This window comes from Mycobacterium sp. NTMscope_Eco_3, from assembly GCF_976985685.1.
The window spans coordinates 4,543,591-4,567,134 of sequence record NZ_CDRJYZ010000001.1; the positions used below are offsets into that span (position 1 = coordinate 4,543,591).

The window sequence follows — 23,544 nt, forward strand, 5'->3', positions numbered from 1 at the left end:
GAGTACGGCTGGCCGCACACTCGAGTCCGAAGGTGAAGCTAGCCGCACACTCGTCGCAACGAAAAAGCCCCGGGCGAAACCCGGGGCTTTTTCGTCGTCGGACTAGCGGTAGTCGCTGTAGCCGTAGTCGTCCAGCGGCACCGCGGCGCCGGTGGCCTGGCCGAAGTCCGGGCTGTAGTACTGATCCTCGTAGGACGGGATCGTGTACGCGGCGGCCCGGGCCTCCTCGGTCGGCTGCACCTGGATGTTGCGGTAGCGGTTGATGCCGGTACCGGCCGGGATCAGCTTTCCGATGATCACGTTCTCCTTCAGACCGTTGAGCTTGTCGCTGCGGCAGTTGATCGCCGCATCGGTCAGCACTCGCGTGGTCTCCTGGAACGACGCCGCCGACAGCCACGAGTCGGTGGCCAGCGACGCCTTCGTGATGCCCATCAGCACCGGACGGCCGGCGGCGGGTTCGCCGCCCTCGGCCACCACCCGGCGGTTCTCCGCCTCGAACTCCGCACGGTCGATCAGCGAGCCGGGCAGGAACTCCGTCGAGCCCGAATCGATGATGGTGACGCGGCGCAGCATCTGGCGGACGATCACCTCGATGTGCTTGTCGTGGATCGACACACCCTGCGCGCGGTAGACCTCCTGGACCTCGCGGACCAGGTGGATCTGCACCTCGCGGGGGCCCTGCACGCGCAGCACCTCGTGCGGGTCGGCCGAGCCTTCCATCAGCTGCTGGCCCACCTCGACGTGGTCGTTGTCGGAGAGCACCCGCTCGGAACCGTCTTCGTGCTTGAACACCCGCAGCCGCTGCCGCTTGGAGAGCTTGTCGTACACGACCTCCTCGCTCCCGTCGTCGGGAACGATGGTGATCTTGTAGAAGCGCTCACCTTCCTCGAGGCGGACCCGCCCGGTGACGTCGGCGATCGGCGCCTTACCGCGCGGGATGCGGGCCTCGAACAGCTCCTGCACCCGGGGCAGACCGCCGGTGATGTCCTCACCGACACCACCCTGGTGGAACGTCCGCATGGTCAGCTGGGTGCCGGGCTCACCGATGGACTGGGCCGCGACGATACCGACGGCCTCGCCGATGTCGACCAGCTTTCCGGTGGCCATGGACCGCCCGTAACAGGTCGCGCACACCCCGGTGCCGGTGGTGCACGTCAGCACCGAGCGCACCTTGATCTGCGTGATACCCGCGGCCAGCAGGGCCTCGATCGACGGGTCACCCAGGTCCTCACCGCGCGCCACGACCACGTTGCCCGCCTCGTCGACCGCGTCGGCGCCCAAAGTCCGTGCGTACGCCGAGGTTTCGATGTACGGGTCGCGGATCAGGGTGCCGTCGGGCTGGCGCTCGGCCAGCTCGACGATGATGCCGCGCTCGGTCTCGCAGTCGTGCTCGCGGACGATGACGTCCTGGCTCACGTCCACCAGACGACGGGTCAGGTACCCGGAGTCGGCGGTACGCAACGCGGTGTCCGCCAAGCCCTTTCGGGCGCCGTGGGTGTTGATGAAGTACTCCAGCACGGTCAGGCCCTCGCGGAACGACGACTTGACCGGACGCGGGATGAACTCACCCTTCGGGTTGGTCACCAGACCCTTCATGCCGGCCAGCGTTCGGGTCTGGGTGAAGTTACCCGTGGCGCCCGAGTCGACGATCGTGATGATCGGGTTGTCGGCCGGGTAGTGCTCACGCAGCGCCTGACCGACCTCGTCGGTGGCTTCCTTCCAGATCTCCACCAGCGCCTCGTTGCGCTCGTCGTGGTTCAAAGCACCACGCTGGAACTGCTTTTCGACCTTTTCGGCCCGCTCCTCGTACTGGTCGAGGATCTCCTTCTTGCGCGGCGGCACGAGCACGTCGGCCATCGACACGGTGACGCCGCTGCGGGTCGCCCAGTAGAAGCCGGCGTCCTTGAGCTTGTCCACGGTCTGCGCGACCACGATCATCGGGTAGCGCTCGGCCAGGTCGTTGATGATCGCGGCCTGCACCTTCTTGTGCATCTGCTTGTTCACGAACGGATAGCCCACCGGCAGCAGCTCGTTGAACAGCACCCGGCCCAACGTGGTCTCGGCCATCCAGGCGTCCCCCGGCTGCCAGCCGTTGGCGCCGAACAGCTCGGCCTCGATCTCGGCGGGCGGGCGCAGCTGGGTCAGCCGCACCTTGATCTTGGCCCGCACCGACAGCACGCCGCGGTCGGAAGCCATGATCGCCTCGGCCGGCGAGGAGTACACCCCGACCTCGGGCTCATCCTTGGCGGCCGCCTTGTATTCGCCCAAGGCAGCGTCGACCTCGGTGGTCAGGTAGTACAGACCGGTCACCATGTCCAGACGCGGCATGGCCAGCGGACGGCCCGACGCGGGCGACAGGATGTTGTTACTCGACAGCATCAGGATGCGGGCCTCGGCCTGCGCCTCGGCGGACAGCGGCAGGTGCACCGCCATCTGGTCACCGTCGAAGTCGGCGTTGAACGCCTCACACACCAGCGGGTGCAGCTGAATTGCCTTGCCTTCCACCAGCATTGGCTCGAAGGCCTGGATGCCCAGCCGGTGCAGGGTGGGGGCGCGGTTCAGCAGCACCGGGTGCTCGGCGATGACCTCTTCGAGGACATCCCACACCTGGGGACGCTGACGCTCCACCATGCGCTTGGCGCTCTTGATGTTCTGCGCGTGGTTGAGGTCAACCAGCCGCTTCATCACGAACGGCTTGAACAGCTCCAGCGCCATCAGCTTGGGCAGACCGCACTGGTGCAGCTTGAGCTGCGGACCGACCACGATGACCGAACGGCCCGAGTAGTCGACGCGCTTACCGAGCAGGTTCTGCCGGAACCGGCCCTGCTTACCCTTGAGCAGATCTGACAGCGACTTCAGCGGGCGGTTACCCGGCCCGGTGACCGGGCGGCCGCGACGGCCGTTGTCGAACAACGCGTCCACGGACTCCTGCAACATCCGCTTCTCGTTGTTGACGATGATCTCGGGCGCGCCGAGGTCGATCAGCCTCTTGAGGCGGTTGTTCCGGTTGATCACGCGGCGGTACAGGTCGTTGAGGTCGCTGGTGGCGAACCGGCCACCGTCGAGCTGAACCATCGGGCGCAGTTCCGGCGGGATCACCGGGACCGCGTCGAGCACCATGCCCATCGGGGAGTTGCCCGACTGCTGGAAGGCGGCGACCACCTTGAGCCGCTTGAGGGCGCGAAGTTTCTTCTGCCCCTTGCCGTTCCGGATGACGTCACGCAGGATCTCGGCCTCGGCGTCGATGTCGAAGTTCTCGATCAGCTTCTGGATCGACTCCGCACCCATGGCGCCGGTGAAGTACTCGCCGAAGCGGTCGATCAGCTCGCGGTAGAGGTTCTCGTCGACGATCAGCTGCTTGGGGGCCAGCTTGGTGAAGGTCGTCCAGATCTCCTCGAGCCGGTCCAGCTCACGCTGGGCCCGGTCGCGCAGCTGACGCATCTCGCGCTCGCCACCGTCCCGAACCTTCCGCCTTGCGTCCGCTTTCGCGCCCTCGGCCTCCAGCTCGGCCAGGTCGGCCTCGAGCTTTTGGGCGCGGGCCTCCAGGTCGGCGTCGCGCTGGTCCTCAATGGCCTTGCGCTCCACCATCATTTCGGCCTCGAGCGTCGAGAGCTCGTTGTGGCGCATCTCCTCGTCGACCGAGGTGATGACGTAGGCGGCGAAGTAGATGATCTTCTCGAGATCCTTCGGCGCCAGGTCGAGCAGGTACCCCAGCCGCGACGGCACGCCCTTGAAGTACCAGATGTGCGTGACGGGCGCGGCCAGCTCGATGTGGCCCATCCGCTCGCGACGCACCTTGGCGCGGGTCACCTCGACGCCGCAGCGCTCACAGATGATGCCCTTGAACCGGACCCGCTTGTACTTGCCGCAGTAGCACTCCCAGTCGCGAGTCGGTCCGAAGATCTTCTCGCAGAACAGGCCGTCCTTCTCGGGCTTCAGCGTGCGGTAGTTGATCGTCTCCGGCTTCTTGACCTCGCCGTAAGACCATTGCCTGATGTCCTCCGCGGTGGCCAGACCGATTCGGAGTTCATCGAAGAAGTTGACGTCGAGCACGTAACTCCCTTTCCCCTTGCGGGTTTAGTAACTGAAAACGTTTGTTAGGCGAGGTCCTCAACGGACGCAGATTCGTTGCGGGACAAGTTGATTCCCAGGTTCGCCGCGGCCCGTTCGAGGTCCTCGTCCTCGCCTTCGCGCAACTCGATCGCCGCGCCGTCCGAGGAGAGCACCTCCACGTTGAGGCACAGCGACTGCAGTTCCTTGAGCAACACCTTGAAGGATTCGGGGATGCCCGGCTCCGGGATGTTCTCGCCCTTGACGATCGCCTCGTACACCTTGACCCGGCCGACGGTGTCGTCGGACTTGATGGTCAACAGCTCCTGCAGCGTGTACGCCGCGCCGTAGGCCTGCATGGCCCAGCACTCCATCTCACCGAAGCGCTGGCCACCGAACTGCGCCTTACCGCCCAGCGGCTGCTGGGTGATCATCGAGTACGGGCCGGTGGAGCGGGCGTGGATCTTGTCGTCCACCAGGTGGTGCAGCTTCATGATGTACATGTAGCCGACGGTCACCGGGTACGGGAACGGCTCGCCGCTGCGGCCGTCGAACAGCACCGACTTGCCGTCGCCGTCCACCATGACCTCGCCGTCGCGGTTGGGCAGCGTGCAGGACAGCATGCCCTGCAGCTCCTCCTCCTTGGCGCCGTCGAACACCGGCGTCGACACGATCTGATCCGGCTGCGCGTGCCGCAGCTCCTCGGGCAGGTTCACCGCCCAGTCGGGTGAACCGTCGATGTTCCAGCCGGACTTGGCGACCCAACCGAGGTGGGTCTCCAGGATCTGGCCGATGTTCATCCGTCGCGGCACCCCGTGGGTGTTCAGGATGATGTCCACCGGCGTGCCGTCCGGCAGGAACGGCATGTCCTCCTGCGGCAGGATCTTGCCGATCACGCCCTTGTTGCCGTGCCGTCCGGCCAGCTTGTCGCCGTCGGAGATCTTCCGCTTCTGGGCCACGTAGACGCGCACCAGCTCGTTGACACCGGCCGGCAGCTCGTCGTCGTCCTCGCGGGAGAACACCCGGATGCCGATGACCTTCCCGGACTCGCCGTGCGGCACCTTGAGCGAGGTGTCGCGGACCTCGCGGGCCTTCTCACCGAAGATCGCCCGCAGCAGCCGCTCCTCCGGCGTCAGCTCGGTTTCACCCTTCGGGGTCACCTTGCCGACCAGGATGTCGCCGTCGCGAACCTCGGCACCGATGCGCACGATGCCGCGCTCGTCGAGGTCGGCCAGCACCTCGTCGGAGACGTTCGGGATGTCCCGGGTGATCTCCTCGGCGCCCAGCTTGGTGTCGCGGGCGTCGATCTCGTGTTCCTCGATGTGGATCGAGGTGAGCACGTCCTCCTCGACCAGCCGGTTGGAGAGGATGATCGCGTCCTCGTAGTTGTGGCCCTCCCACGGCATGATCGCCACGAGCAGGTTCTTGCCCAGCGCCATCTCGCCGTTCTCGGTGCAGGGACCGTCGGCGATCACCTGGCCGGCCTCGACGCGGTCACCCGCGTCGACGATCGGCGACTGGTTGGCGCAGGTGCCGTGGTTGGACCGCTCGAACTTGCGCATCCGGTAGGTGTGGCGGGTGCCGTCGTCGGCCATCACGGTGATGTAGTCGGCGGAGACCTCCTCGATCACCCCGGCCTTCTCCGCGACGACGACATCGCCGGCGTCGATCGCCGCGCGCAGCTCCATGCCGGTGCCCACCAGCGGCGCCTCGCTGCGCACCAGCGGAACCGCCTGGCGCTGCATGTTGGCGCCCATCAGGGCACGGTTGGCGTCGTCGTGCTCGAGGAACGGGATCATCGCGGTGGCCACCGACACCATCTGGCGCGGCGACACGTCCATGTAGTCCACCTCGGACGACGGCACGTACTCGACCTCGCCCGCCTTCCGGCGGACCAGGACGCGCGACTCCTCGAACCGGCCCTTGCCGTCGATCGGCGAGTTCGCCTGCGCCACGACGTGGCGGTCCTCCTCGTCGGCCGTCAGGTAGTGGATCTCGTCGGTGACCACACCGTCGACCACCTTGCGGTACGGGGTCTCGATGAAGCCGAACGGGTTCACCCGCGCGTACACCGACAGCGAGCCGATCAGACCGATGTTGGGACCCTCCGGGGTCTCGATCGGGCACATGCGGCCGTAGTGCGACGGGTGGACGTCACGGACCTCCAGGCCGGCGCGCTCACGGGACAGACCGCCGGGGCCCAGCGCCGAGAGGCGGCGCTTGTGGGTCAGCCCGGACAGCGGGTTGTTCTGGTCCATGAACTGGCTCAGCTGGCTGGTGCCGAAGAACTCCTTGATCGCGGCGACGACCGGCCGGATGTTAATCAGCGTCTGCGGCGTGATGGCCTCGACGTCCTGCGTGGTCATCCGCTCGCGGACGACGCGCTCCATCCGCGACATGCCGACCCGGATCTGGTTCTGGATCAGCTCACCGACGGTGCGCAGGCGGCGGTTACCGAAGTGGTCGATGTCGTCGGTCTCCACCGGCACCTCGATGCCGCCGGGGACGGTCATCGTCGGCTGACCCTCGTGCAGGCGCACCAGGTATTCGATGGTCGCGACGACGTCTTCCTCGGTCAGCGTCGAGCTGGTGATCGGCTCGCCGGCGTGCAGGCCGAGCTTCTTGTTGACCTTGTAGCGGCCGACACGGGCCAGGTCGTAGCGCTTCTCCTTGAAGAACAGGTTCTCCAGCAGGGTCTGCGCGGACTCCTTGGTCGGCGGCTCGCCCGGACGCAGCTTGCGGTAGATGTCCAGCAGCGCCTCGTCGGTGCCGGCGGTGTTGTCCTTCTCCAGCGTCGACATCATGATCTCGGAGAAGCCGAAGCGCTCGGTGATCTGCTCGTTGCTCCAGCCCAGCGCCTTGAGCAGCACGGTGACCGGCTGGCGGCGCTTGCGGTCGATGCGCACGCCGACGGTGTCGCGCTTGTCGACGTCGAACTCGAGCCACGCGCCGCGGCTGGGGATCACCTTGACGCTGTGCAGCAGCTTCTCGGTCGACTTGTCGATGGTCTCGTCGAAGTACACACCGGGCGAGCGGACCAGCTGGCTGACCACGACGCGCTCGGTGCCGTTGATGATGAAGGTGCCCTTCTCGGTCATCATCGGGAAGTCACCCATGAACACCGTCTGGCTCTTGATCTCGCCGGTGTTGTTGTTGATGAACTCGGCCGTGACGAACAGCGGGGCCGCGTACGTCATGTCCTTGTCTTTGCACTCGTCGACCGGGGCCTTGACCTCGTCGAAGCGCGGGTCGGAGAACGACAGCGACATCGAGCCGGAGAAGTCCTCGATGGGCGAGAGCTCCAAGAGCACCTCTTCCAGGCCGCCCACCGGGGTGACCCCCGGCTTGCCCCCGTCACGGGCGGCGGCGGCCTCACGCCAGCGCGGCGCGCCGATCAACCACTCGAAGGAGTCGATCTGCACGTCAAGCAGGCCCGGAACCTCGAGGGGCTCGCGGAGCTTGGCGAAGGAAACTCGGTTAGGCGCTCCGGGCACGGAGCCGTTCGACGAACTTCCGTTAGAGGAATTTTGTGGGCGATCCGTCTTGCTCTGGCGGAAATCAGCCAAGATGCATCCTTCCAGCACCTCGTGCGACTCACGAAGGCCGGGACCACCGGCCAGCTCGCCGCGAAATTGTGTCGGTTCGGCCGGCGAACGATCTGTCCGGGTCTCACGCGCAACTAAAGAACTAAGCCACGTAAGGGGGCTCAGGCTTAGACCACGGTGTCAGGTGGCGGGTGAGGTGGGCAGGAGGTAGCCAGCGCAACGTCCAACAATAGCGCAGGACTGCGCATTCCTCAACTTCCCAGCCCTGGGGGTCCAAGGACATCGGCGCTGGCTGGCGATCTCGACTTCCCTCGGACAGTTCAGGTACATGCTGCCCAACAGACTGGCTCGTTTGGAGCCCGTCGTCAAGAGGGCGGGCCGGGAGTGTTACGCGGAGTTAGCGCGGAACCCGCCGGCGCGGGCGCCCTAGCCGCCGAACTCGTTCGCGCGGAACCTGTGAGTGCCCTCGAGGTCGTCGAGGATGGCCGCCTGAGCGTTCTTGGGCAGCGTGTGCAGGATCTCGCGCACCCGGGCCTGGCGCCGCGCGACGGCCTTGCGCTCGGGCATCCCCGGTGTCGCGACGATCTGCGGCGGCACACCCTCGATCTCCTCGACACCGCCGGCGTGGTGACCGGCGTCGATCATCGCCTGCTCTTCGGCCATGGTCGCCTCGTCCTTTTCCTCGGACATGCCGATCGGCCCGATGCGGCGCCCGTTGAGGAACTGCCGCACGACCGGCTCGTCGCTGGTCAGCAGCACCTCGCGCGGGCCGAACATGACCAGCTTGCGGCGAAACAGCATGCCCATGTTGTCCGGCACGGTGCGGGCGATGTTGATGTTGTGCGTCACGATCAACACCGTGGCGTCGATCTGGGCGTTGATGTCGAGGATCAGCTGGCTCAGGTAGGCGGTACGAACCGGGTCCAGACCGGAGTCGGGCTCGTCGCACAGGATGATCTGCGGGTCCATCACCAGCGCGCGGGCCAGGCTGGCGCGCTTGCGCATACCGCCGGAGATCTCACCGGGGAACTTCTTCTCGTCGCCGCCGAGCCCGACCAGGGTCAGCTTCTCCATGACGATGTCACGGATCTCGCCTTCCTTCTTCTTGGTGTGCTCGCGCAGCGGGAAGGCCGCGTTGTCGAAGAGGTTCATCGAACCGAACAGCGCGCCGTCCTGGAACATCACGCCGAACAGCGTGCGGATCTCGTAGAGCTCCTTGGCCGAACACTGCAGGATGTCCGTGCCGTCGATGACGACCGAGCCGCGCTCCGGGCGCAACAGCCCGATCAATGACTTCAGGAAAACCGATTTGCCGGTACCCGACGGTCCCAGCAGGACGCTGACCTCCCCGGCGGGGATTTCCAACGTCACGTCTTCCCAGATTCTCGAGGAACCGAAGGACTTGGTAAGTCCATTCACCTCGATTGCGACGCCCATGGGAAATCCTTCCGTCGACACTCGTGCCTGCCACCTGCCCTTTTGTGTGGCATGAGTCACTGTAGCGCACTGCTGCCACACGGCATCAGGGTTGCGGAACACAGCGGGGAAAAATTGGCCTTCCCGAGATCAGGCGGAAGCCCCCATGGCGCAACTTATTTGACGCACGTGTTAGCCAGCGGGCGCCCAATTGCCGTGGAATCCCATCGGCACCCGCTGCGGCAGATGCACGGTGGCGACGTGCTCGAGCGTCTGCGCGTCCAGTAACACCAGCTGCCCTTCGGCGCGGTCGCGGTGATACCCGAAGCCCATCAGGACGCCGTCGTCCTCGGCGCGCGCCGCGGGGCCGGGCACAAAACACATCTCGCCCAACAAAAGTCCGGCATCGAGGGGGGCCGTGGTGCTGGAGCCGCTCGCGTAGTCGTGCTTGTACACGGCGGTGGACATCTCGGATTCCCCGCCCGACAGGTACCCGCCGTCGGTCCCGATGGTGTAGCCGAACCGGTGCCGCCCGCCCAGCAAGCTCTGGTTGATCCGCGGGAACTCCTGCGGGCGCTCGTCGCGGCGTTCGCTGGTCACCGCCCCGGTGGCCAGGTTGACGGTCCAGCGGTCCAGCGTCGGCCGGCTGTCGCCGGGACCGCGCAGGTCACGGTCGAACATCCGCGAGTAGCGCACCACGTCGAGCACCAAAACCTCTGCCCCGCCGCGCATCTCGGAGTAGGCGTTGAGCGGGTGGTAGACGTAGCAGGGCTCGATGTCGAACCAGCGCACGTCGCGGTTACCGCCCTCTCGCGGCATCACCCCGATGCGCGCCGGGTAGTTGTCATCCCACCGGTAGGGCATCCGATTGATCGGCTGCCGATTCCGATTGATCGCCATCGTCATCGGGCTGGGCAGCCGCACGCGCCCGATGAGCGACTGCATCACCAGCCGGGCCGGCAAACTCAGCCAGCGGGGCACGTTCGCCGGCATCACCTGGATGGCGTCGAACGTGACCGGCAGGTCGTAGATCACCACGTACTTGTCGGTCAGCGAGAAGTCGTGCATCATCGGCGACCCGCCCACCTCGATGTCGACGGTGCGCCGGGCCCGGCCCTGGGTATCGATGACCGAGTACTGCACCGTGCGCCCGCGGGTGAACGAGTAGGACACCGCGTGCAATTCGCCGGTCCGCGGGTCGGCGTGCGGGTGGGCGGTGTATCCGCCGAACAGGCCTCCGTCGAAGTCGCAGGGCCCCTCGGTGTCCAGCTCGTCGGTCAGGCGGTAATTCGCCCCGCCGCCCTCGACGAGCGCGAGCGTGTGTCCGGCGTGGCTGAGCACATTGGTGTTGGGGCCGACGGAGAGCATGCCCGCCCGCGGGTCCAGCCCGGCGGGCGCGGGCTCGCCGAGAGCGGCGCAGACGTGGGCGGTGCGCACCCACCGGTTGCGGTACCAGCGGGCCTCGCCCCCGCGCAGCGCCACCCCGTGCACCATGCCGTCGCCGCTGAACCAGTGGTAGACCGCCGGGTCCACCTCGGCAACCGGGTTCGGCCCGTTGCGCAGGTAGCGCCCGTCGAGGTATTCGGGGATGCACCCGGTGACCTCGAGGTCGGTGGCGGTGACCTCCGCGCTCACCGGCGCCAGGACGTCTTCGAGGTAGGGATTGGCGGGCTTGGCGGTTGTCGTGGTCGCCATGGCTGAACTCCTATAACATTGTTATTTCAGCGTTATTGGCACCGTACGCCCCCGATGAGAAGATGGCAACGATGACTTCAGACGTTCAGCGCAGCGTTCGCCAGGACATGCTGTTCGCGGCGGTCGACCTGCTGCACGAACACGGCCCCGACGCGCTGCAGACCCGCAAGGTGGCCGGCGCCGCGGGCACCTCGACGATGGCGCTGTACACGCACTTCGGCGGGATGGGTGGGCTGATCGCGGAGGTGGCCGAGGAGGGCCTGCGGCAGTTCGACGCCGCGCTGGCCGCACCCGAGACCGGCGACCCGGTCGCCGACCTGTTCGTCATCGGCGCCGCCTACCGGCGCTACGCGATCAAGCGCCCGCACATGTACCGGCTGATGTTCGGCAGCACCAGCGCGCACGGCATCAACGCGCCCGCCCACAACGTCCTGACGCTGACGATCGGCGAGATCGAGCGCGGCTACCCCAGTTTCGCGCACGTCGTGCGCGCGGTGCACCGATGCGTGCAGGCCGGGCGCATCGGTGCCGGCGCGGCCGATGACGACGCGGCGGTGGTGGCGATAGCCGCCCAGTTCTGGGCGTCGATCCACGGCTTCGTCATGCTGGAGCTGGCCGGCTATTACGGCCAGGACAGCTCGGCCGTCGTCCCGGTGCTGGGTTCGATGACGTCGAACCTGCTTGTGGCCCTTGGGGATGCACCCGAGCGGGTGGCGCGCTCGCTGCAGACGGCGAGGGACGCCCACTGAGCACACGAAACCCCCGGGGTGGTGACCCCGGGGGTTTACGCGCGCCTGACTTACTTGACGGTGACGGTGGCGCCGGCGGCCTCGAGCTTGGTCTTGGCCTCGTCGGCGGCCTCCTTGGCGACCTTCTCCAGCAGCGGCTTGGGCGCGCCGTCGACCAGGTCCTTGGCCTCCTTGAGGCCCAAGCCGGAGACGATCTCGCGGACCACCTTGATGACGCCGATCTTCTTGTCGCCGGCGGACTCGAGGATCACGTCGAATTCCGACTGCTCCTCGGCGGCCTCGGCGGGCGCACCACCGGCGGCCGGGCCGGCCGCGGCAACGGCGACCGGGGCGGCCGCGGTGACCTCGAAGGTCTCCTCGAACTTCTTGACGAAGTCCGAGAGCTCCAGCAGCGTCATTTCCTTGAACGCGTCGAGCAGGTCGTCAGTAGACATCTTTGCCATGGGTGTGGGTCCTTCCTTGTTTTTCCAGGTTCCGGGTTGGGTTTTTATTCGGCTTCGGCCGGGGTTTCCGCAGCCTCAGCGGGTGCTTCGGAGGCTGCTTCCGGGGCGGGCTCCGCGGCGGCGGGCTCGGCGGAAGCTGCTGGTCCCTCTGCGGTTTTCTTCTCTTGCAACGCGGCCGCGAGCCGGGCGACCTGCGACGCCGGGGCGTTGAACAGCCCGGCCGCCTTGGCGAGGTTGCCCTTCATCGCGCCGGCCAGCTTGGCCAGCAGCACCTCGCGCGACTCGAGGTCGGCGATGCGCTCGACTTCGGCGACGGTCAGCGCGCGGCCGTCCATGTAGCCGCCCTTGATGACCAGCGCCTTGTGCTCCTTGGCGAAGGTCTTGATGGCCTTGGCGGCGTCGACCGGCTCGCCGGTGATGAACGCGATGGCCGTCGGGCCGGCGAAGAGTTCGTCGAGGCCGTCGACCCCGGCTTCCGAAGCAGCCCGCTTGACCAGCGTGTTCTTGGCCACCGAGTAGGTGGCCGACGCGCCCAGCGAGCGCCGCAGCTCGGCCAGATTGGCGACCGTCAGACCGCGGTACTCGGTGACCAGGGCCGCGGTCGATTCCTTGAACTGCTCGGCGATGTCCGCGACGGCGGTGGCCTTGTCAGCCCTGGCCATGCCTACCTCCTGAAGTGAAGTCATGCGACGTGTCGTCTCGATTCCCCGAAAAACGACGAACGCCCCGGCGCAGGAAGCGGCCGGGGCGTACAAACACGCCGGCGCGAGCCGGCGCTGATGCCTCGTCCTCCTGCGTGGGCCGCCGGGATACTCCCGGACCTTCAACCGATTGCTCGGTGACCGACGGTCTTCGGTGGAACGGCTAACACAATAGCGTGGCCTGCGCGGTCAGCCAAAACGGCGACTCAGCCGCCGGCTCGGGTGACGCCGAGGGCCAGCAGGACGAACACCGCCACCAGCAGGGCCACCCGCAGCCGGTGCAGCCGATCCCACCGGGCCGCGAGGTCGCGCGAGAGCTCACCGGTGGCCGGCCATTTGGCGATGCGGTTGTTGATCGGCAGCAGCAGGATGACCGTCAGCAGGACGACCAACGCCATCAGGCCGCCGGCGACGCCGTACAGCCAGTCGCGCGACGCGCCCCGCTCCTTGATGGCGAGCGCCGCCAACAGCAACAGGCTCAGCGCGTACCAGAACGGCATCGTCGTGCCCAGCGCCCGGGCGGCGCCGCCGCGGGCCGCCCGGAAGGCGTCGTCGGGCAGCCGCGCGATGAGCGGGTTGAAGAACACCGCGACCGCCAGCTCCACGCCCACCAACAGGCCGGTGATCACGACCGCGAGCGCGTCGATGCTGTGGTTCATGCCAGTCAGCGTAAGGAGCCGCCTCCGGCGGCCTGCGTCAGCCGAGGGCCGCGAGCCGGGCCGCGCCGATCAGACCGGCCGCACCGCCCAGCTCGCCGGGCACCACACGCAGCCCGGACAGGAAGCCCAGCCCGGCGTAGTCGGCCAGCTTCGCCCGCAGCGGGTCGAAGAGCAGCGACCCGGATTTGGACACCCCTCCCCCGATCACGACGAGGTCCAGATCGCAGACCGCGCCGACCGAGGCGATCATCGCGGCGAGCGCGTTCGCCGATCGGCGAAAGGCCCGCTGGGCCAACGGGTCTCCGGCCGCCGCCGCGGCGGCCAGGTCCCTGGCGCCCGCGCCGGGCGGCGCCGCCCACCCGTTATCCCGCGCCCAGCGCACCATCCACGGCCCGGACGCCACCGTCTCCACGCAGCCGCGGCCGCCGCAGGCGCACGGCGGCCCGTCCAGTTCGACCACGATGTGCCCGACGTGACCGGCGTTGCCGGTGCGCCCGGCGTAGGGGACGCCGTCGAGCACCAGGCCGCCGCCCACCCCGGTGGAGACCACCATGCCCAGCAGGAATCGGGCGTCGGGACCCGCGCTGCGGCCCGCGCCGATCCAGTGCTCCCCCAACGCCATGCACAGGCCGTCGCCGCCCAGCACCACCGGCACCCCGGGCACCGCGGCGGCGACCCTGTCGCGCAGCGGGAAACGGTCCCAGCCCGCGATGTTGATCGGGCTGACCGACCCGGTGTGCAGGTCGATCGGCCCGGCCGAGCCGATGCCGACGGCGGTGATCGGGCCCTCGGCGGCCCGCACCGCGTCGGCGATCATCGCCTCGACGACGGCCCACACGTCGCCGGCGGCGGCCGCGGCCGGGGTGGGGCGGATCGCGGTGTACATCAGCGCGCCGCCCGAATCGGCCAGTGCGGCCGCGATTTTGGTGCCGCCGATGTCCAGACAGAGGGTGGCCATGGCGCTCAGTGCCGGTGGGTGTTGTCGGGTTGGCGCGGGTCGCCGGGATGCTCGTAGCCCGGCGCGAGCCGCACCAGCTCGGCGCGGCGCGCGTGCAGCCACAGCCGGAAGGCGCGCCGCCGCGCGGCGCCGCGCAGATGCTCGGCGATCACCGGCCGCACCTCGTCCAGCGGTGGAGCGACCGACACCGTTGTGCGCCAGCCGTTTTCACCCTGCGCGGCCGCGGCGAACCGCAGCGGGTTGCGGGCGTGATAGGCGGCCACCTCGTCGTCGGTGACGGTCACCGCGGCGGTGACGTCGGCGAACAGAGCCCGGGCGAGCGGATCGGCCAGCACGGCCGCGGCGACGCTGCCGATCTCCAGCCGCGCGGTCACGTCGGGCAGCAGCTCCGCCTCGGGGGGCGCTGCGCGCGAGCTCAGCCCGCGCGCGGCCGCCTCGGCGGCGACCACCCGTTCGGTCACGATGAGCTGGGTCAGCCAGCGCCGCAGTTGGCGGCCCTCGCTGGTGCCGGCGGTCGGCAGCGCGCCCGCCCCCCGCGCGGCCCGCAGCCGCGTTTCGGCCGCGTCGATCTCGCCGGACGACACGGGGATGCCGGCGACGGTCGCGATCGGGTGCCCGCTCATGTCACCGTCACCCGCGCCGCGGGCGAGTAGACCAGCCGCCCGGCGCAGCCGATGCGCACCAGCGCCCACCACTCGCCGGGTTCCAGCCAGGCCGGCGGGGCCACTCGGAAGCCGAGGTCGACGGTGCCGCGGGCGGGCAGGACCGCGCCGATCGCGGCGGGGCCCATCCATTCCCACGTGCCCCAGGGGCTGATCAGGTGCGCCTCGAGCGCCAGGTCGGCCCGGGCGTGGGTGCCGACGGTGACGGTCAGGTCGCCCGCTTCGCCCGGCCGCAGCGTGACCTCGGTGGGCCCGTCGGCAAGGTAGACCAGCTCGCCGGGGTCCACCGGTGCGCCGCCCACCGCGACCACGCACACGTCCTCGACCCCCTGCCGCCAGGCGGCGGGGATCTCCTCCCCGGTGAGGCGCAACTCGGCCCGGACCGGGTAGAGGCCCGGTTCCGCCCCCGGCGGGATCGACACCACCACGTCGGCCTCCAGGTGGCCGCCGCTGCCCAGGGTGAAGGGCAGCTCGGCGGGCGCGGCCGACCAGCCGTCGGGGCACGCGAGCACAACCCCGCCGCGCAGCGTGGCGTCGCTGCAGTCGCTGACCGCGGTGACGCGCAGCGCCACCTCGCCGCCGGGCTGCGCGTTGACCAGCGGCGGGTGCAGGTGGGCGACCGCCGGCAGGCCGCCGAGCGGTGCCGGGCCCCGGTTGTGCAGCCAATAACGGGCGTAGAGCGGCTGGGCGGCCTCGGCGTCCGGCGCCAGCGCCGCGGGGCCCGACGGCGTCGCGGGCAGCTCGATCCGGGCCAGCACGGTCGCCACCTGGTAGCCGTGCAGGTCGACCGAATCCAGCCGCTCGGCGGGAGTCTCGAGAAGATCGGCGCGCCGCAGGTCGCCGAACGCCGCGACGTCCGAGCCGAGGACCACGCGCGCGCCCGCCCCGGTCGTTTCCACCAACCGCAGGGCGACCGCGTTCGGGTCGAGCGGCGCGGCGCTGCCCGCGGTCAACGGGTTGCCGGCCGCCTTGAGGGCAGCCAGGTGGACCGAGTCGGCGGGCTCGACGCGCAGCAGTGCACCCGCGGGCGGCAGCGCACCGGGCCGCCGGCCCCCGGCGACGGCGAGCAGCGGCTGCGAGAACTGCGCGCTGCGGGTGGGGATGTCCGCGCGCCGCCAGTCGCCGTCGCCGCTGACCAGCGCGTAGTCGAAGTCGTGGGTCCAGTGCTGCAGCTGGAAGTTGGAGCCGTCCGGCGCGGTGCGGCGCGGGTCGTCGATCCAGATGCCCGACGGCCAGCCGGTGCACGAGCGCATCAGAGCGGTGTGCAGGGTGCCCTCGGTGTCGACGGCGAAGCTGGGCACCCCCCGGTTGAGCAGGGCGACGGTGCGGTCGTCGAACGCGTCGGTTCCCGACGCGGGCTGCTGCGCGACGACGATCTCGGCATCGCCGAGGTCCTCGGCCAGCGCGGCGATCTCGGCCCGCAGGTCCTCCTCGTCGCGGCCGTCGATCACCAGCACCGGCAGCGCCCCCAGCGGACGGAGGTCGGCGCCCGGCACCCACACCGCGGCCAGCGGCGCCTCGGCCGGCACCCACACCCGCGCCCGGCCGGTCGCCGCCAGCTGGCGGTCCAGCTCTTTGGCGTACACCGGATCGGCGTGGTCCAGCACCGCGGCGGCGAAGGCGTTGCGGACCGGGCCGCCCAGCGCGATCCGCACGTCGGGCAGGTTGGAATCCACCGCGAGGTGGCCGTAGCGCGGCTTATCCGCGGCGCTGCAGGTGGCCGTGACTCCGGCGCGGACCAGCGCCACCATCAACTCGCGCGCCAGCGGCCCGGACACCGTCTCCGCCGGCGACACCACCTCGGCGACCGAGATCGCCCGCGCGCCGGCCCCCGACACCCGGACCCGGGCCGCCGAGGACAGGCCGAACCAGCCGTACGCCGGGTTGTCCAACGTCCAGAGGTGCCGGGCGGCGTCCACGGCGCGCGACCCGTCGTGCAGCAGGGCGAAACCCCGGCCGACGACGGCGTCGCCCACGTCGCTGACCGGCATGGCGCCCGGCACCGGGCACGGCCAGCGCAGCCGCACCAGCTGATCGGCGCCGGTGAAGTCGTCGATCGTGGTGCGGCAGTCGACCCGCGCGACGCCGCGCCACAGCGTCAGGGTCTGGGTGTAACGCAGCAGCGTGCCGATCCGGCCGCGCACCACCACCCGCTGACCGAGGGGCCCGTGAAAGGCCTGCACCCGCGCCGGCGCTTCCGACGAGCACACCACCGGGCCCTTGGGCAGCAGATGCCACGGGCCCTCGCCCTGCGTCGGGTGCGACGGGTATTCCTCGTAGACGGCGAGCTCGTTGCCGACCCGCCCGTCGGCGATCAGCTCGCGGTCCCCCTGGCCGGACAAGCCGATCAGCGACGCGACCGCCCCGCCGCGGGCCGCGTCGACCTCGACCCGGTAGTGCTCGTTGGCGATCACCGCTCCCGGCACCGGCTCCCAGCCGGGCGCCCGGTTGTCGGTGGGAACCAGCCGGTAGGCCCGCCAGCCCAGCGACCCGACGTCGCGGGCCAGCCAGCTGACCGAGCTCCCGTCGTGCTCGACCAGGGCGGGCACCTCGGCGCCGTCGGCGTCCAGCACCCGCACGCCCGCGCGCAGCGGCGGATCGACCCGGGCGGTGACGACGTCGGTGCGCCGGTGGGCCAGCGGGTTCCACACGACGACGTCGCCGTCGATCGCCCCGGACAAAAGCGCCAGCGACGTGTCCCGGGCCGCGCGGCCCAGCTCCCACGCGTCGCGCCAGCCGGTCAACAGGTCGAGGTAGACCTGGTCGGATTCCGAGCCGGTAATCGCGTCGTGGTGCGCGCCGTAGGCCAGCTGCACCCACGCCTTGGCCAAGGCCGCATGCGGGTAGTCGGCGCCGGTCATCAGCGCCGCGAAGACCGCGAACCGCTCGGCCGCCACCACGGCGTGCTCGGCGGCCCGGTTGGCTTGTTTGGTGTCGATGTAGGACACGTCCTTGCCCGTGTAGATCGGGTTCATGTCCCGGGTCTGCGGCGACGGTTCTCGAGGCGCGCCGCGCCCGTGCGCCAGCTCGGCGCGCACCGCCGCGAAGAACTCGCGCGGCAGCGCGCACACGAATCGCGGCCAGGTGTAGCGGGCCGCCCAGTCGCGATGGATCGCGGTGACCCACGTGTTGGGCGGCGTGTAGTCGGTGCCGACGGGCAGCAGCACGTTGCGGGTCAGCGCCACCGTTTTGAGCTGATCGAACAACTCGTAGGTGGCGTCGGAGGCCTCACTGAGCGACGCGGCGGAGTCCATCCACCAGCCGGCCGAATAATGCGCGGGCATGTAGTGGGTGAGCAGGCCGCGGCCCGACGGGGAGATCCACTCGAACTCGCTGCAGAACTGCATGCCGCCCAGGCCGCCGTCGCTGTGCGCCGGACCCCACTGGTGATGCGGTCCCCGGGCCCACGAACTCGACGTCAGGCCGGCGTCGGCGGCCAGCCCCGGGAACTGCGGGTCGTGGCCGAACACGTCCAGCTGCCACGCGGTCGCCGGGTCAGCACCCAGGACGTGGCGCTGAAAACCCGTGCCGTGCACCAGGTTTCGGATGGTTGTTTCCGGGCTGGTGAGGTTGGTGTTGGGTTCGTTGTAGGTGCCGCCCATCACCTCGACGCGGCCCTGCGCGATGAACCGGCGCAGGTCGGCGCGGTCCTCGGGCCGGGTGTCCCAATACGGCTTGAGGTAATCCACCTCGGCGAGCACGAACTTGTACTCGGGCTCCCGGCGCGCCATCTCCAGATGGGCGTGCACGAGTCCGAAGCCGTTGGTCTGCCGGGCACGCCCTGGCGGGTCCTCGGTCCATTCGCTGGTGTAGGCGCCCTGGGTGTTCCACCACACCGGGTCGTAGTGGAAATGACTGACCATGAACATGGTCCAGCCGGGCTCGGCGACCGTGAAGTCGAACGGCAGGTGCGCGCGGCCGGCGTGCACCCGCGCCGACCGGCGTTCGCCGACGACCGGGCGGTCCACGGTGACCGGGACCTCGACGAGCCCGTCGCCGATATCGGCGACCGCCTCCCCGCTCAGGCCGTCCCCGTCGATGCGGACCCGCGTCGGCTCGCGCACCCCGGCGACGGTGACGCGCGCCAGCTGCAGCGGGTCTTCCGGCGGCCCGACGAAAAGCTCCGTGGACTCCGCCGAAACCAGCTGCATCCCCGCACTTTACGGCGGCGCGGCGAACCGAGAAACCCGTCGCCTGACCACGAACCTGTCCCATTGGTGGAAAGCTCGGTGCCATGGCGGATCTGACCACCCAACTGGCCGACCAGCTCGACTGGCACTGGCGCAACCAGTTGCGCCCTCGCCTGGGCGGCATGACCGACGACGAGTACTTCTGGCAGCCGGTGCCCCACTGCTGGACCGTGCACCCGGACGGGTCGATCGACTTCGCGTTCCCGGCGCCCAGCCCGGCGCCGTTCACCACGATCGCGTGGCGCATGGCGCACGTCATTGTCGGTGTGTTCGCGATGCGTGCCCATCATCATTTCGGTGGACCGTCCGCCGATTACCAGAGTTGGAACTACGCCACCACCGCCGCCACCGCCCTGCGGCAACTGGACGAGACGTACGCGGTGTGGATCAACGGTGTACGGTCGCTGTCCGCCGCCGACCTGACCCGCCGCTGCGGCGCGGCCGAAGGGCCGTACGCCGACTACCCGCTGAGCGAGCTGGACTTGCACATCAATCGGGAAGCGATCCACCATGGCGCCGAAATCGCTTGTCTGCGCGACCTTTACGTTCACAACAGGATGGATTGACAATGCCCGCCCTCGCCCCGCCGGTGGCCGACGAACGCAGCGCCCTGCGCGAATTCCTCGCGTTCCACCAGAGCGCGTATTTCGCCGTGTCGTACGGCCTCACCGACGAACAGGCCCGCTCGACGCCCTCGGTCAGCGCGCTGTCGATCGGCGGGCTGGTCAAGCACGCCACCGGGATGCAGCGCAGCTGGATGGCGCGCGTCGCCGCCGCGCCGGACGCGCCGCCGAAAGACACCCGCCCGTTCGAGCAGATCAGCAAGGAGTTCGCCGACCAGCACGTGATGCGGGCCGACGAGACGCTGGACGGGCTGCTGCGCGCCTTCGAGGCCCAGAACGCGGAATCGCTTCGGCTGGTCGAGACCGCGGACCTCGATGCCGCGGTGCCCGTCCCGCGGGACATCCCGTGGTTCCCCAAGGACCAGCGGGCCTGGTCGGTGCGCTGGGTGATCCTGCACGTGATCAACGAGCTGGCCCGGCACGCCGGGCATGCCGACATCATCCGGGAGGCGATCGACGGCGCCACCATGTACGAGCTGATCGCCGGGCTCGAAGGCTGGGCGATCCAGGGGTGGGTGCAGCCGTGGCGGGGTGGGGATCGCCCCCGGTAGAGATTGGGACTTGCCAGCACCGGTTTGGCAGACTGCTGGAATGAGCTCTACCAAACATCGAGAGGTGGCCAAGCTCGACCGGGTGCCGTTGCCGGTCGAAGCGGCCCGGGTAGCGGTGACCGGTTGGCAGGTCACCCGCTCCGCCGCTCGCATCGTCACCAAGCTGCCGGGCAGGGGCCCGTGGCAGCAGAAGGTGATCAAGCAACTCCCCCAGACCTTCGCCGACCTGGGACCGACGTACGTCAAGTTCGGGCAGATCATCGCGTCGAGCCCGGGCGCGTTCGGCGAGTCGCTGTCCCGGGAGTTCCGCGGCCTGCTGGACCGGGTGCCCCCCGCCGACTCCGGCGAGGTACACAAGCTGTTCATCGAGGAGCTCGGCGCCGACCCGTCCGAACTGTTCGCCAGCTGGGACGAGGAGCCGTTCGCGTCGGCCTCCATCGCCCAGGTGCACTACGCGACCCTGCACAGCGGCGAGGAGGTCGTCGTCAAGATCCAGCGGCCGGGCATCCGCCGCCGGGTCGCCGCCGACCTGCAGATCCTCAAACGCTTCGCCCAGGCCGTCGAGGTGGCCAAGCTGGGCCGGCGGCTGTCCGCGCAGGACGTCGTCGCCGACTTCTCGGACAACCTGGCCGAGGAGCTCAATTTCCGGCTGGAGGCGCAGTCGATGGAGGCGTGGGTGTCGCACCTGCACACCTCCCCGCTGGGCCGCAACATCCGGGTGCCGCAGGTGTATTGGGACTTCACCAGCGACCGGGTGCTGACGATGGAGCGGGTGTCGGGCATCCGCATCGACGACGTCGCCGCCATCCGCAAGGCCGGTTTCGACGGCGTCGAGCTGGTGAAGGCGCTGCTGTTCTCGCTATTCGAAGGCGGGCTGAGGCACGGGCTGTTCCACGGCGACCTGCACGCGGGCAACCTCTATGTGGACGACCAGGGCCGCATCGTGTTCTTCGACTTCGGCATCATGGGCCGCATCGATCCCCGGACCCGCTGGCTGCTGCGCGAATTGGTGTACGCGCTGCTGGTCAAGAAGGACCACGCCGCGGCGGGCAAGATCGTGGTGCTGATGGGCGCGGTCGGCACCATGAAGCCCGAAGCCGAGGCCGCCAAGGACCTGGAAAAGTTCGCCACCCCGCTGACCATGCAGACGCTGGGCGACATGTCGTATGCCGACATCGGCCGGCAGCTGTCCGCCCTGGCCGACGCCTACGACGTCAAGCTGCCCCGCGAGCTGGTGCTGATCGGCAAACAGTTCCTCTACGTCGAGCGCTACATGAAGCTGCTGGCGCCGAAATGGCAAATGATGTCGGATCCGCAATTGACCGGGTATTTCGCGAACTTCATGGTCGAAGTCAGCCGCGAACACTCCTCCGACGTCGAGGTTTAGGAGCGCCGCGGTGCAGGTGCGCACGGGATACGCCCTATCAGGCGACCTGAAGCTGTACTACGAGGACATGGGCGACGTCGACGACCCGCCCGTCCTGCTGATCATGGGACTGGGAGCCCAGCTGGTGTTGTGGCGCACCGCGTTCTGCGAAAAGCTGGTCGACCGGGGTCTGCGCGTCATCCGGTACGACAACCGCGACGTCGGCCTGTCCAGCAAGACCCGGTACGGCAGCTCGGGGCAGCCGCTGGCCACGCGGTTGGCCCGGTCCTGGCTGGGCCTGCCCAGCAACGCGGTCTACAAGCTCGAGGACATGGCCGACGACGCCGCGGCCGTGCTCGATCACCTGGGCATCGAGCGCGCCCACGTCGTCGGCGCGTCGATGGGCGGCATGATCGCCCAGATCTTCGCCGCGCGCTTCCGCGAGCGGACCCGAACCCTGGCGATCATCTTCTCCAGCAACAACGCGGCCCTGCTGCCGCCGCCGGCGCCGCGCGCGTTGCTGGCGCTGCTGAAAGGGCCGCCGCCGGACTCGCCGCGGGAGGTGATCATCGACAACGCGGTGCGCGTCGGCAAGATCATCGGAAGCCCGCGCTACCGGGTGCCCGACGAACAGGCCCGCGCCGAGGCCGCCGAGGGGTACGACCGCAACTACTACCCGCAGGGCGTGGCGCGGCACTTCGCCGCCGTGCTGGGCAGCGGGAGCCTGCGGCGCTACAACCGGGGCACCGTCGCTCCCACCGTGGTGATCCACGGCCGGGCGGACAAGTTGATGCGGCCCTTCGGGGGCCGCGCGGTGGCCCGCGCCATCGACGGCGCCCGATTGGTGTTATTCGACGGGATGGGTCATGATCTGCCACAGCAGTTGTGGGACCAGGTGGTCGGCGTGCTGACAAACAATTTCGCTAGGGCGTGCTGAGCCAAAAAGCATTCTGCCGAAACGTTTCCCCGCATTTTCAGTCCAAGGCGGCGGGTTGTACGGTTGTCGAAGGAGGATGGGTGTAGCGATGGTCAAGCTGGAGCCGTATTACGAAGAGTCGCAGGCGACCTACGACATTTCGGACGACTTCTTCGCGTTGTTCCTCGACCCCAACATGGTGTACACCTGCGCCTATTTCAAAGACGATGACATGACGCTGGCCGAGGCGCAGCTGGCCAAGCTGGACCTGGGGCTGGACAAGCTGAACCTGGAGCCGGGCATGACGGTGCTCGACGTCGGGTGCGGCTGGGGTGGGGCCGTGGTCCGGGCGCTGGAGAAATACGACGTGAATGTCATCGGCATCACGCTCAGCCGCAACCACTACGCGCGCACCAAGGCCAGGCTGGCCGAGATCCCGACGACGCGGCGGGCCGAGGCCCGGCTGCAGGGGTGGGAAGAGTTCGACGAGCACGTCGACCGGATCATCAGCTTCGAGGCCTTCGACGCGTTCAAAAAGGAACGCTGGCCCGCGTTCTGGGACTGGGCCTACGAAACCCTCCCCAACGACAGCCGGATGCTGATGCACAGCATCTTCACCTACCCGCAATCGCACTGGAAAGAAGTCGGCATCAAAATCACGATGTCGGACCTGCGTTTCCTGCACTTCCTCGGCAAGGAAATCTTTCCCGGCGGGCAGATGTGCGGCGAAGCCGACATCGTCGACCTTTCGCGAGCCAGCGGGTTCACCCTCGAGCAGGCGCAATACCTGCAGCCGCACTACGCCCGGACGCTGGACACGTGGGCGGCCAACCTCGAGGCCAATCGCGAGCGCGCGATCGCCCTGCAGTCCCAAGAGGTCTACGACCGGTTCATGCGCTACCTGACGGGCTGCGCGAACCTCTTCCGCAAAGGGATCTCCAACGTGGCCCAGTACACGCTCACCAAGTAGCGTCGGCGGAAAGTAGAGTTTGGCTGCGCGGTCGGGCCCGCGACGCGCGC

16 protein-coding genes are annotated in these 23,544 nt (G+C 69.0%); 6 read left to right on the forward strand and 10 right to left on the reverse strand.

Going from position 1 to position 23,544, the window contains the following annotated elements; genetic code table 11:
• Positions 1-102: 102 nt before the first annotated feature.
• From AC0KTM_RS21035 to AC0KTM_RS21050, 4 genes are all read right to left on the reverse strand, one after another.
• Positions 103-4,053, reverse strand: a complete 3,951-nt coding sequence (locus AC0KTM_RS21035; protein ID WP_225328310.1) for a DNA-directed RNA polymerase subunit beta' — start codon at positions 4,051-4,053, stop codon at positions 103-105.
• 44 nt (positions 4,054-4,097) lie between these two features.
• Positions 4,098-7,616, reverse strand: a complete 3,519-nt coding sequence (gene rpoB, locus AC0KTM_RS21040) for a DNA-directed RNA polymerase subunit beta (protein ID WP_238956848.1) — start codon at positions 7,614-7,616, stop codon at positions 4,098-4,100.
• 405 nt (positions 7,617-8,021) lie between these two features.
• Complete coding sequence (locus tag AC0KTM_RS21045) at positions 8,022-9,032, reverse strand: ABC transporter ATP-binding protein (protein ID WP_225328312.1); 1,011 nt, start codon at positions 9,030-9,032, stop codon at positions 8,022-8,024.
• 171 nt (positions 9,033-9,203) lie between these two features.
• The gene (locus tag AC0KTM_RS21050; protein ID WP_472416583.1) at positions 9,204-10,706 is read right to left on the reverse strand and encodes a carotenoid oxygenase family protein; all 1,503 of its coding nucleotides are present in this window, start codon (positions 10,704-10,706) and stop codon (positions 9,204-9,206) included.
• Between the two features lie 62 nt (positions 10,707-10,768).
• Here AC0KTM_RS21050 and AC0KTM_RS21055 point away from each other — a divergent pair, with 62 nt between their 5' ends.
• Complete coding sequence (locus AC0KTM_RS21055) at positions 10,769-11,455, forward strand: TetR/AcrR family transcriptional regulator (protein WP_238956850.1); 687 nt, start codon at positions 10,769-10,771, stop codon at positions 11,453-11,455.
• A gap of 50 nt (positions 11,456-11,505) precedes the next feature.
• Here AC0KTM_RS21055 and rplL read toward each other — a convergent pair whose 3' ends face one another.
• The 6 genes from rplL to AC0KTM_RS21085 all read right to left on the reverse strand — a co-directional run bounded on the left by rplL (position 11,506) and on the right by AC0KTM_RS21085 (position 19,029).
• Complete coding sequence (gene rplL, locus AC0KTM_RS21060; protein WP_008260886.1) at positions 11,506-11,898, reverse strand: 50S ribosomal protein L7/L12; 393 nt, start codon at positions 11,896-11,898, stop codon at positions 11,506-11,508.
• 44 nt (positions 11,899-11,942) lie between these two features.
• A complete protein-coding gene (gene rplJ / locus AC0KTM_RS21065) occupies positions 11,943-12,560 on the reverse strand; it encodes a 50S ribosomal protein L10 (protein ID WP_472416585.1) in 618 nt (205 codons plus the stop codon).
• A gap of 245 nt (positions 12,561-12,805) precedes the next feature.
• Positions 12,806-13,258, reverse strand: a complete 453-nt coding sequence (locus AC0KTM_RS21070) for an anthrone oxygenase family protein (protein WP_225328316.1) — start codon at positions 13,256-13,258, stop codon at positions 12,806-12,808.
• Positions 13,259-13,295: 37 nt separating this feature from the next.
• Positions 13,296-14,216, reverse strand: a complete 921-nt coding sequence (locus AC0KTM_RS21075; protein WP_225328317.1) for an ROK family protein — start codon at positions 14,214-14,216, stop codon at positions 13,296-13,298.
• 5 nt (positions 14,217-14,221) lie between these two features.
• Positions 14,222-14,839 carry a DUF7158 domain-containing protein gene (locus AC0KTM_RS21080; RefSeq protein WP_225328318.1) on the reverse strand — a complete coding sequence of 206 codons (618 nt, stop codon included), beginning with the start codon at positions 14,837-14,839 and terminating at the stop codon, positions 14,222-14,224.
• Positions 14,836-19,029: a glycoside hydrolase family 38 N-terminal domain-containing protein gene (locus AC0KTM_RS21085; protein WP_472416587.1), complete on the reverse strand. Its 4,194-nt coding sequence runs from the start codon at positions 19,027-19,029 to the stop codon at positions 14,836-14,838. The genes AC0KTM_RS21080 and AC0KTM_RS21085 overlap by 4 nt, the downstream gene beginning before the upstream one ends.
• Before the next feature lie 83 nt (positions 19,030-19,112).
• Here AC0KTM_RS21085 and AC0KTM_RS21090 point away from each other — a divergent pair, with 83 nt between their 5' ends.
• From AC0KTM_RS21090 to AC0KTM_RS21110, 5 genes are all read left to right on the forward strand, one after another.
• A complete protein-coding gene (locus tag AC0KTM_RS21090) occupies positions 19,113-19,634 on the forward strand; it encodes a DinB family protein (RefSeq protein WP_225328320.1) in 522 nt (173 codons plus the stop codon).
• Positions 19,635-19,657: 23 nt separating this feature from the next.
• Positions 19,658-20,242: a DinB family protein gene (locus AC0KTM_RS21095; protein ID WP_225328359.1), complete on the forward strand. Its 585-nt coding sequence runs from the start codon at positions 19,658-19,660 to the stop codon at positions 20,240-20,242.
• 40 nt (positions 20,243-20,282) lie between these two features.
• Positions 20,283-21,629 (forward strand): ABC1 kinase family protein, encoded by a 1,347-nt coding sequence (locus AC0KTM_RS21100; protein ID WP_238956853.1) that lies wholly within the window; start codon positions 20,283-20,285, stop codon positions 21,627-21,629.
• A gap of 67 nt (positions 21,630-21,696) precedes the next feature.
• Positions 21,697-22,545: an alpha/beta fold hydrolase gene (locus tag AC0KTM_RS21105; protein ID WP_255641914.1), complete on the forward strand. Its 849-nt coding sequence runs from the start codon at positions 21,697-21,699 to the stop codon at positions 22,543-22,545.
• An 88-nt stretch (positions 22,546-22,633) separates the two neighbouring features.
• Positions 22,634-23,494: a cyclopropane mycolic acid synthase family methyltransferase gene (locus AC0KTM_RS21110; RefSeq protein ID WP_225328323.1), complete on the forward strand. Its 861-nt coding sequence runs from the start codon at positions 22,634-22,636 to the stop codon at positions 23,492-23,494.
• Positions 23,495-23,544 lie beyond the last annotated feature (50 nt).

Bases quoted from the DNA above. Each gene is read 5' to 3' on its own strand.
- AC0KTM_RS21045 (WP_225328312.1), bottom strand. From the start codon at position 9,032: ATGGGCGTCGCAATCGAGGTGAATGGACTTACCAAGTCCTTCGGTTCC.
- rplL (WP_008260886.1), bottom strand. From the start codon at position 11,898: ATGGCAAAGATGTCTACTGACGACCTGCTCGACGCGTTCAAGGAAATG.
- AC0KTM_RS21055 (WP_238956850.1), top strand. From the start codon at position 10,769: ATGGCAACGATGACTTCAGACGTTCAGCGCAGCGTTCGCCAGGACATG.
- AC0KTM_RS21050 (WP_472416583.1), bottom strand. From the start codon at position 10,706: ATGGCGACCACGACAACCGCCAAGCCCGCCAATCCCTACCTCGAAGAC.
- AC0KTM_RS21075 (WP_225328317.1), bottom strand. From the start codon at position 14,216: ATGGCCACCCTCTGTCTGGACATCGGCGGCACCAAAATCGCGGCCGCA.
- AC0KTM_RS21105 (WP_255641914.1), top strand. From the start codon at position 21,697: ATGGGCGACGTCGACGACCCGCCCGTCCTGCTGATCATGGGACTGGGA.
- AC0KTM_RS21110 (WP_225328323.1), top strand. From the start codon at position 22,634: ATGGTCAAGCTGGAGCCGTATTACGAAGAGTCGCAGGCGACCTACGAC.
- AC0KTM_RS21100 (WP_238956853.1), top strand. From the start codon at position 20,283: ATGAGCTCTACCAAACATCGAGAGGTGGCCAAGCTCGACCGGGTGCCG.
- AC0KTM_RS21090 (WP_225328320.1), top strand. From the start codon at position 19,113: ATGGCGGATCTGACCACCCAACTGGCCGACCAGCTCGACTGGCACTGG.
- AC0KTM_RS21080 (WP_225328318.1), bottom strand. From the start codon at position 14,839: ATGAGCGGGCACCCGATCGCGACCGTCGCCGGCATCCCCGTGTCGTCC.
- AC0KTM_RS21085 (WP_472416587.1), bottom strand. From the start codon at position 19,029: ATGCAGCTGGTTTCGGCGGAGTCCACGGAGCTTTTCGTCGGGCCGCCG.
- rplJ (WP_472416585.1), bottom strand. From the start codon at position 12,560: ATGGCCAGGGCTGACAAGGCCACCGCCGTCGCGGACATCGCCGAGCAG.
- AC0KTM_RS21070 (WP_225328316.1), bottom strand. From the start codon at position 13,258: ATGAACCACAGCATCGACGCGCTCGCGGTCGTGATCACCGGCCTGTTG.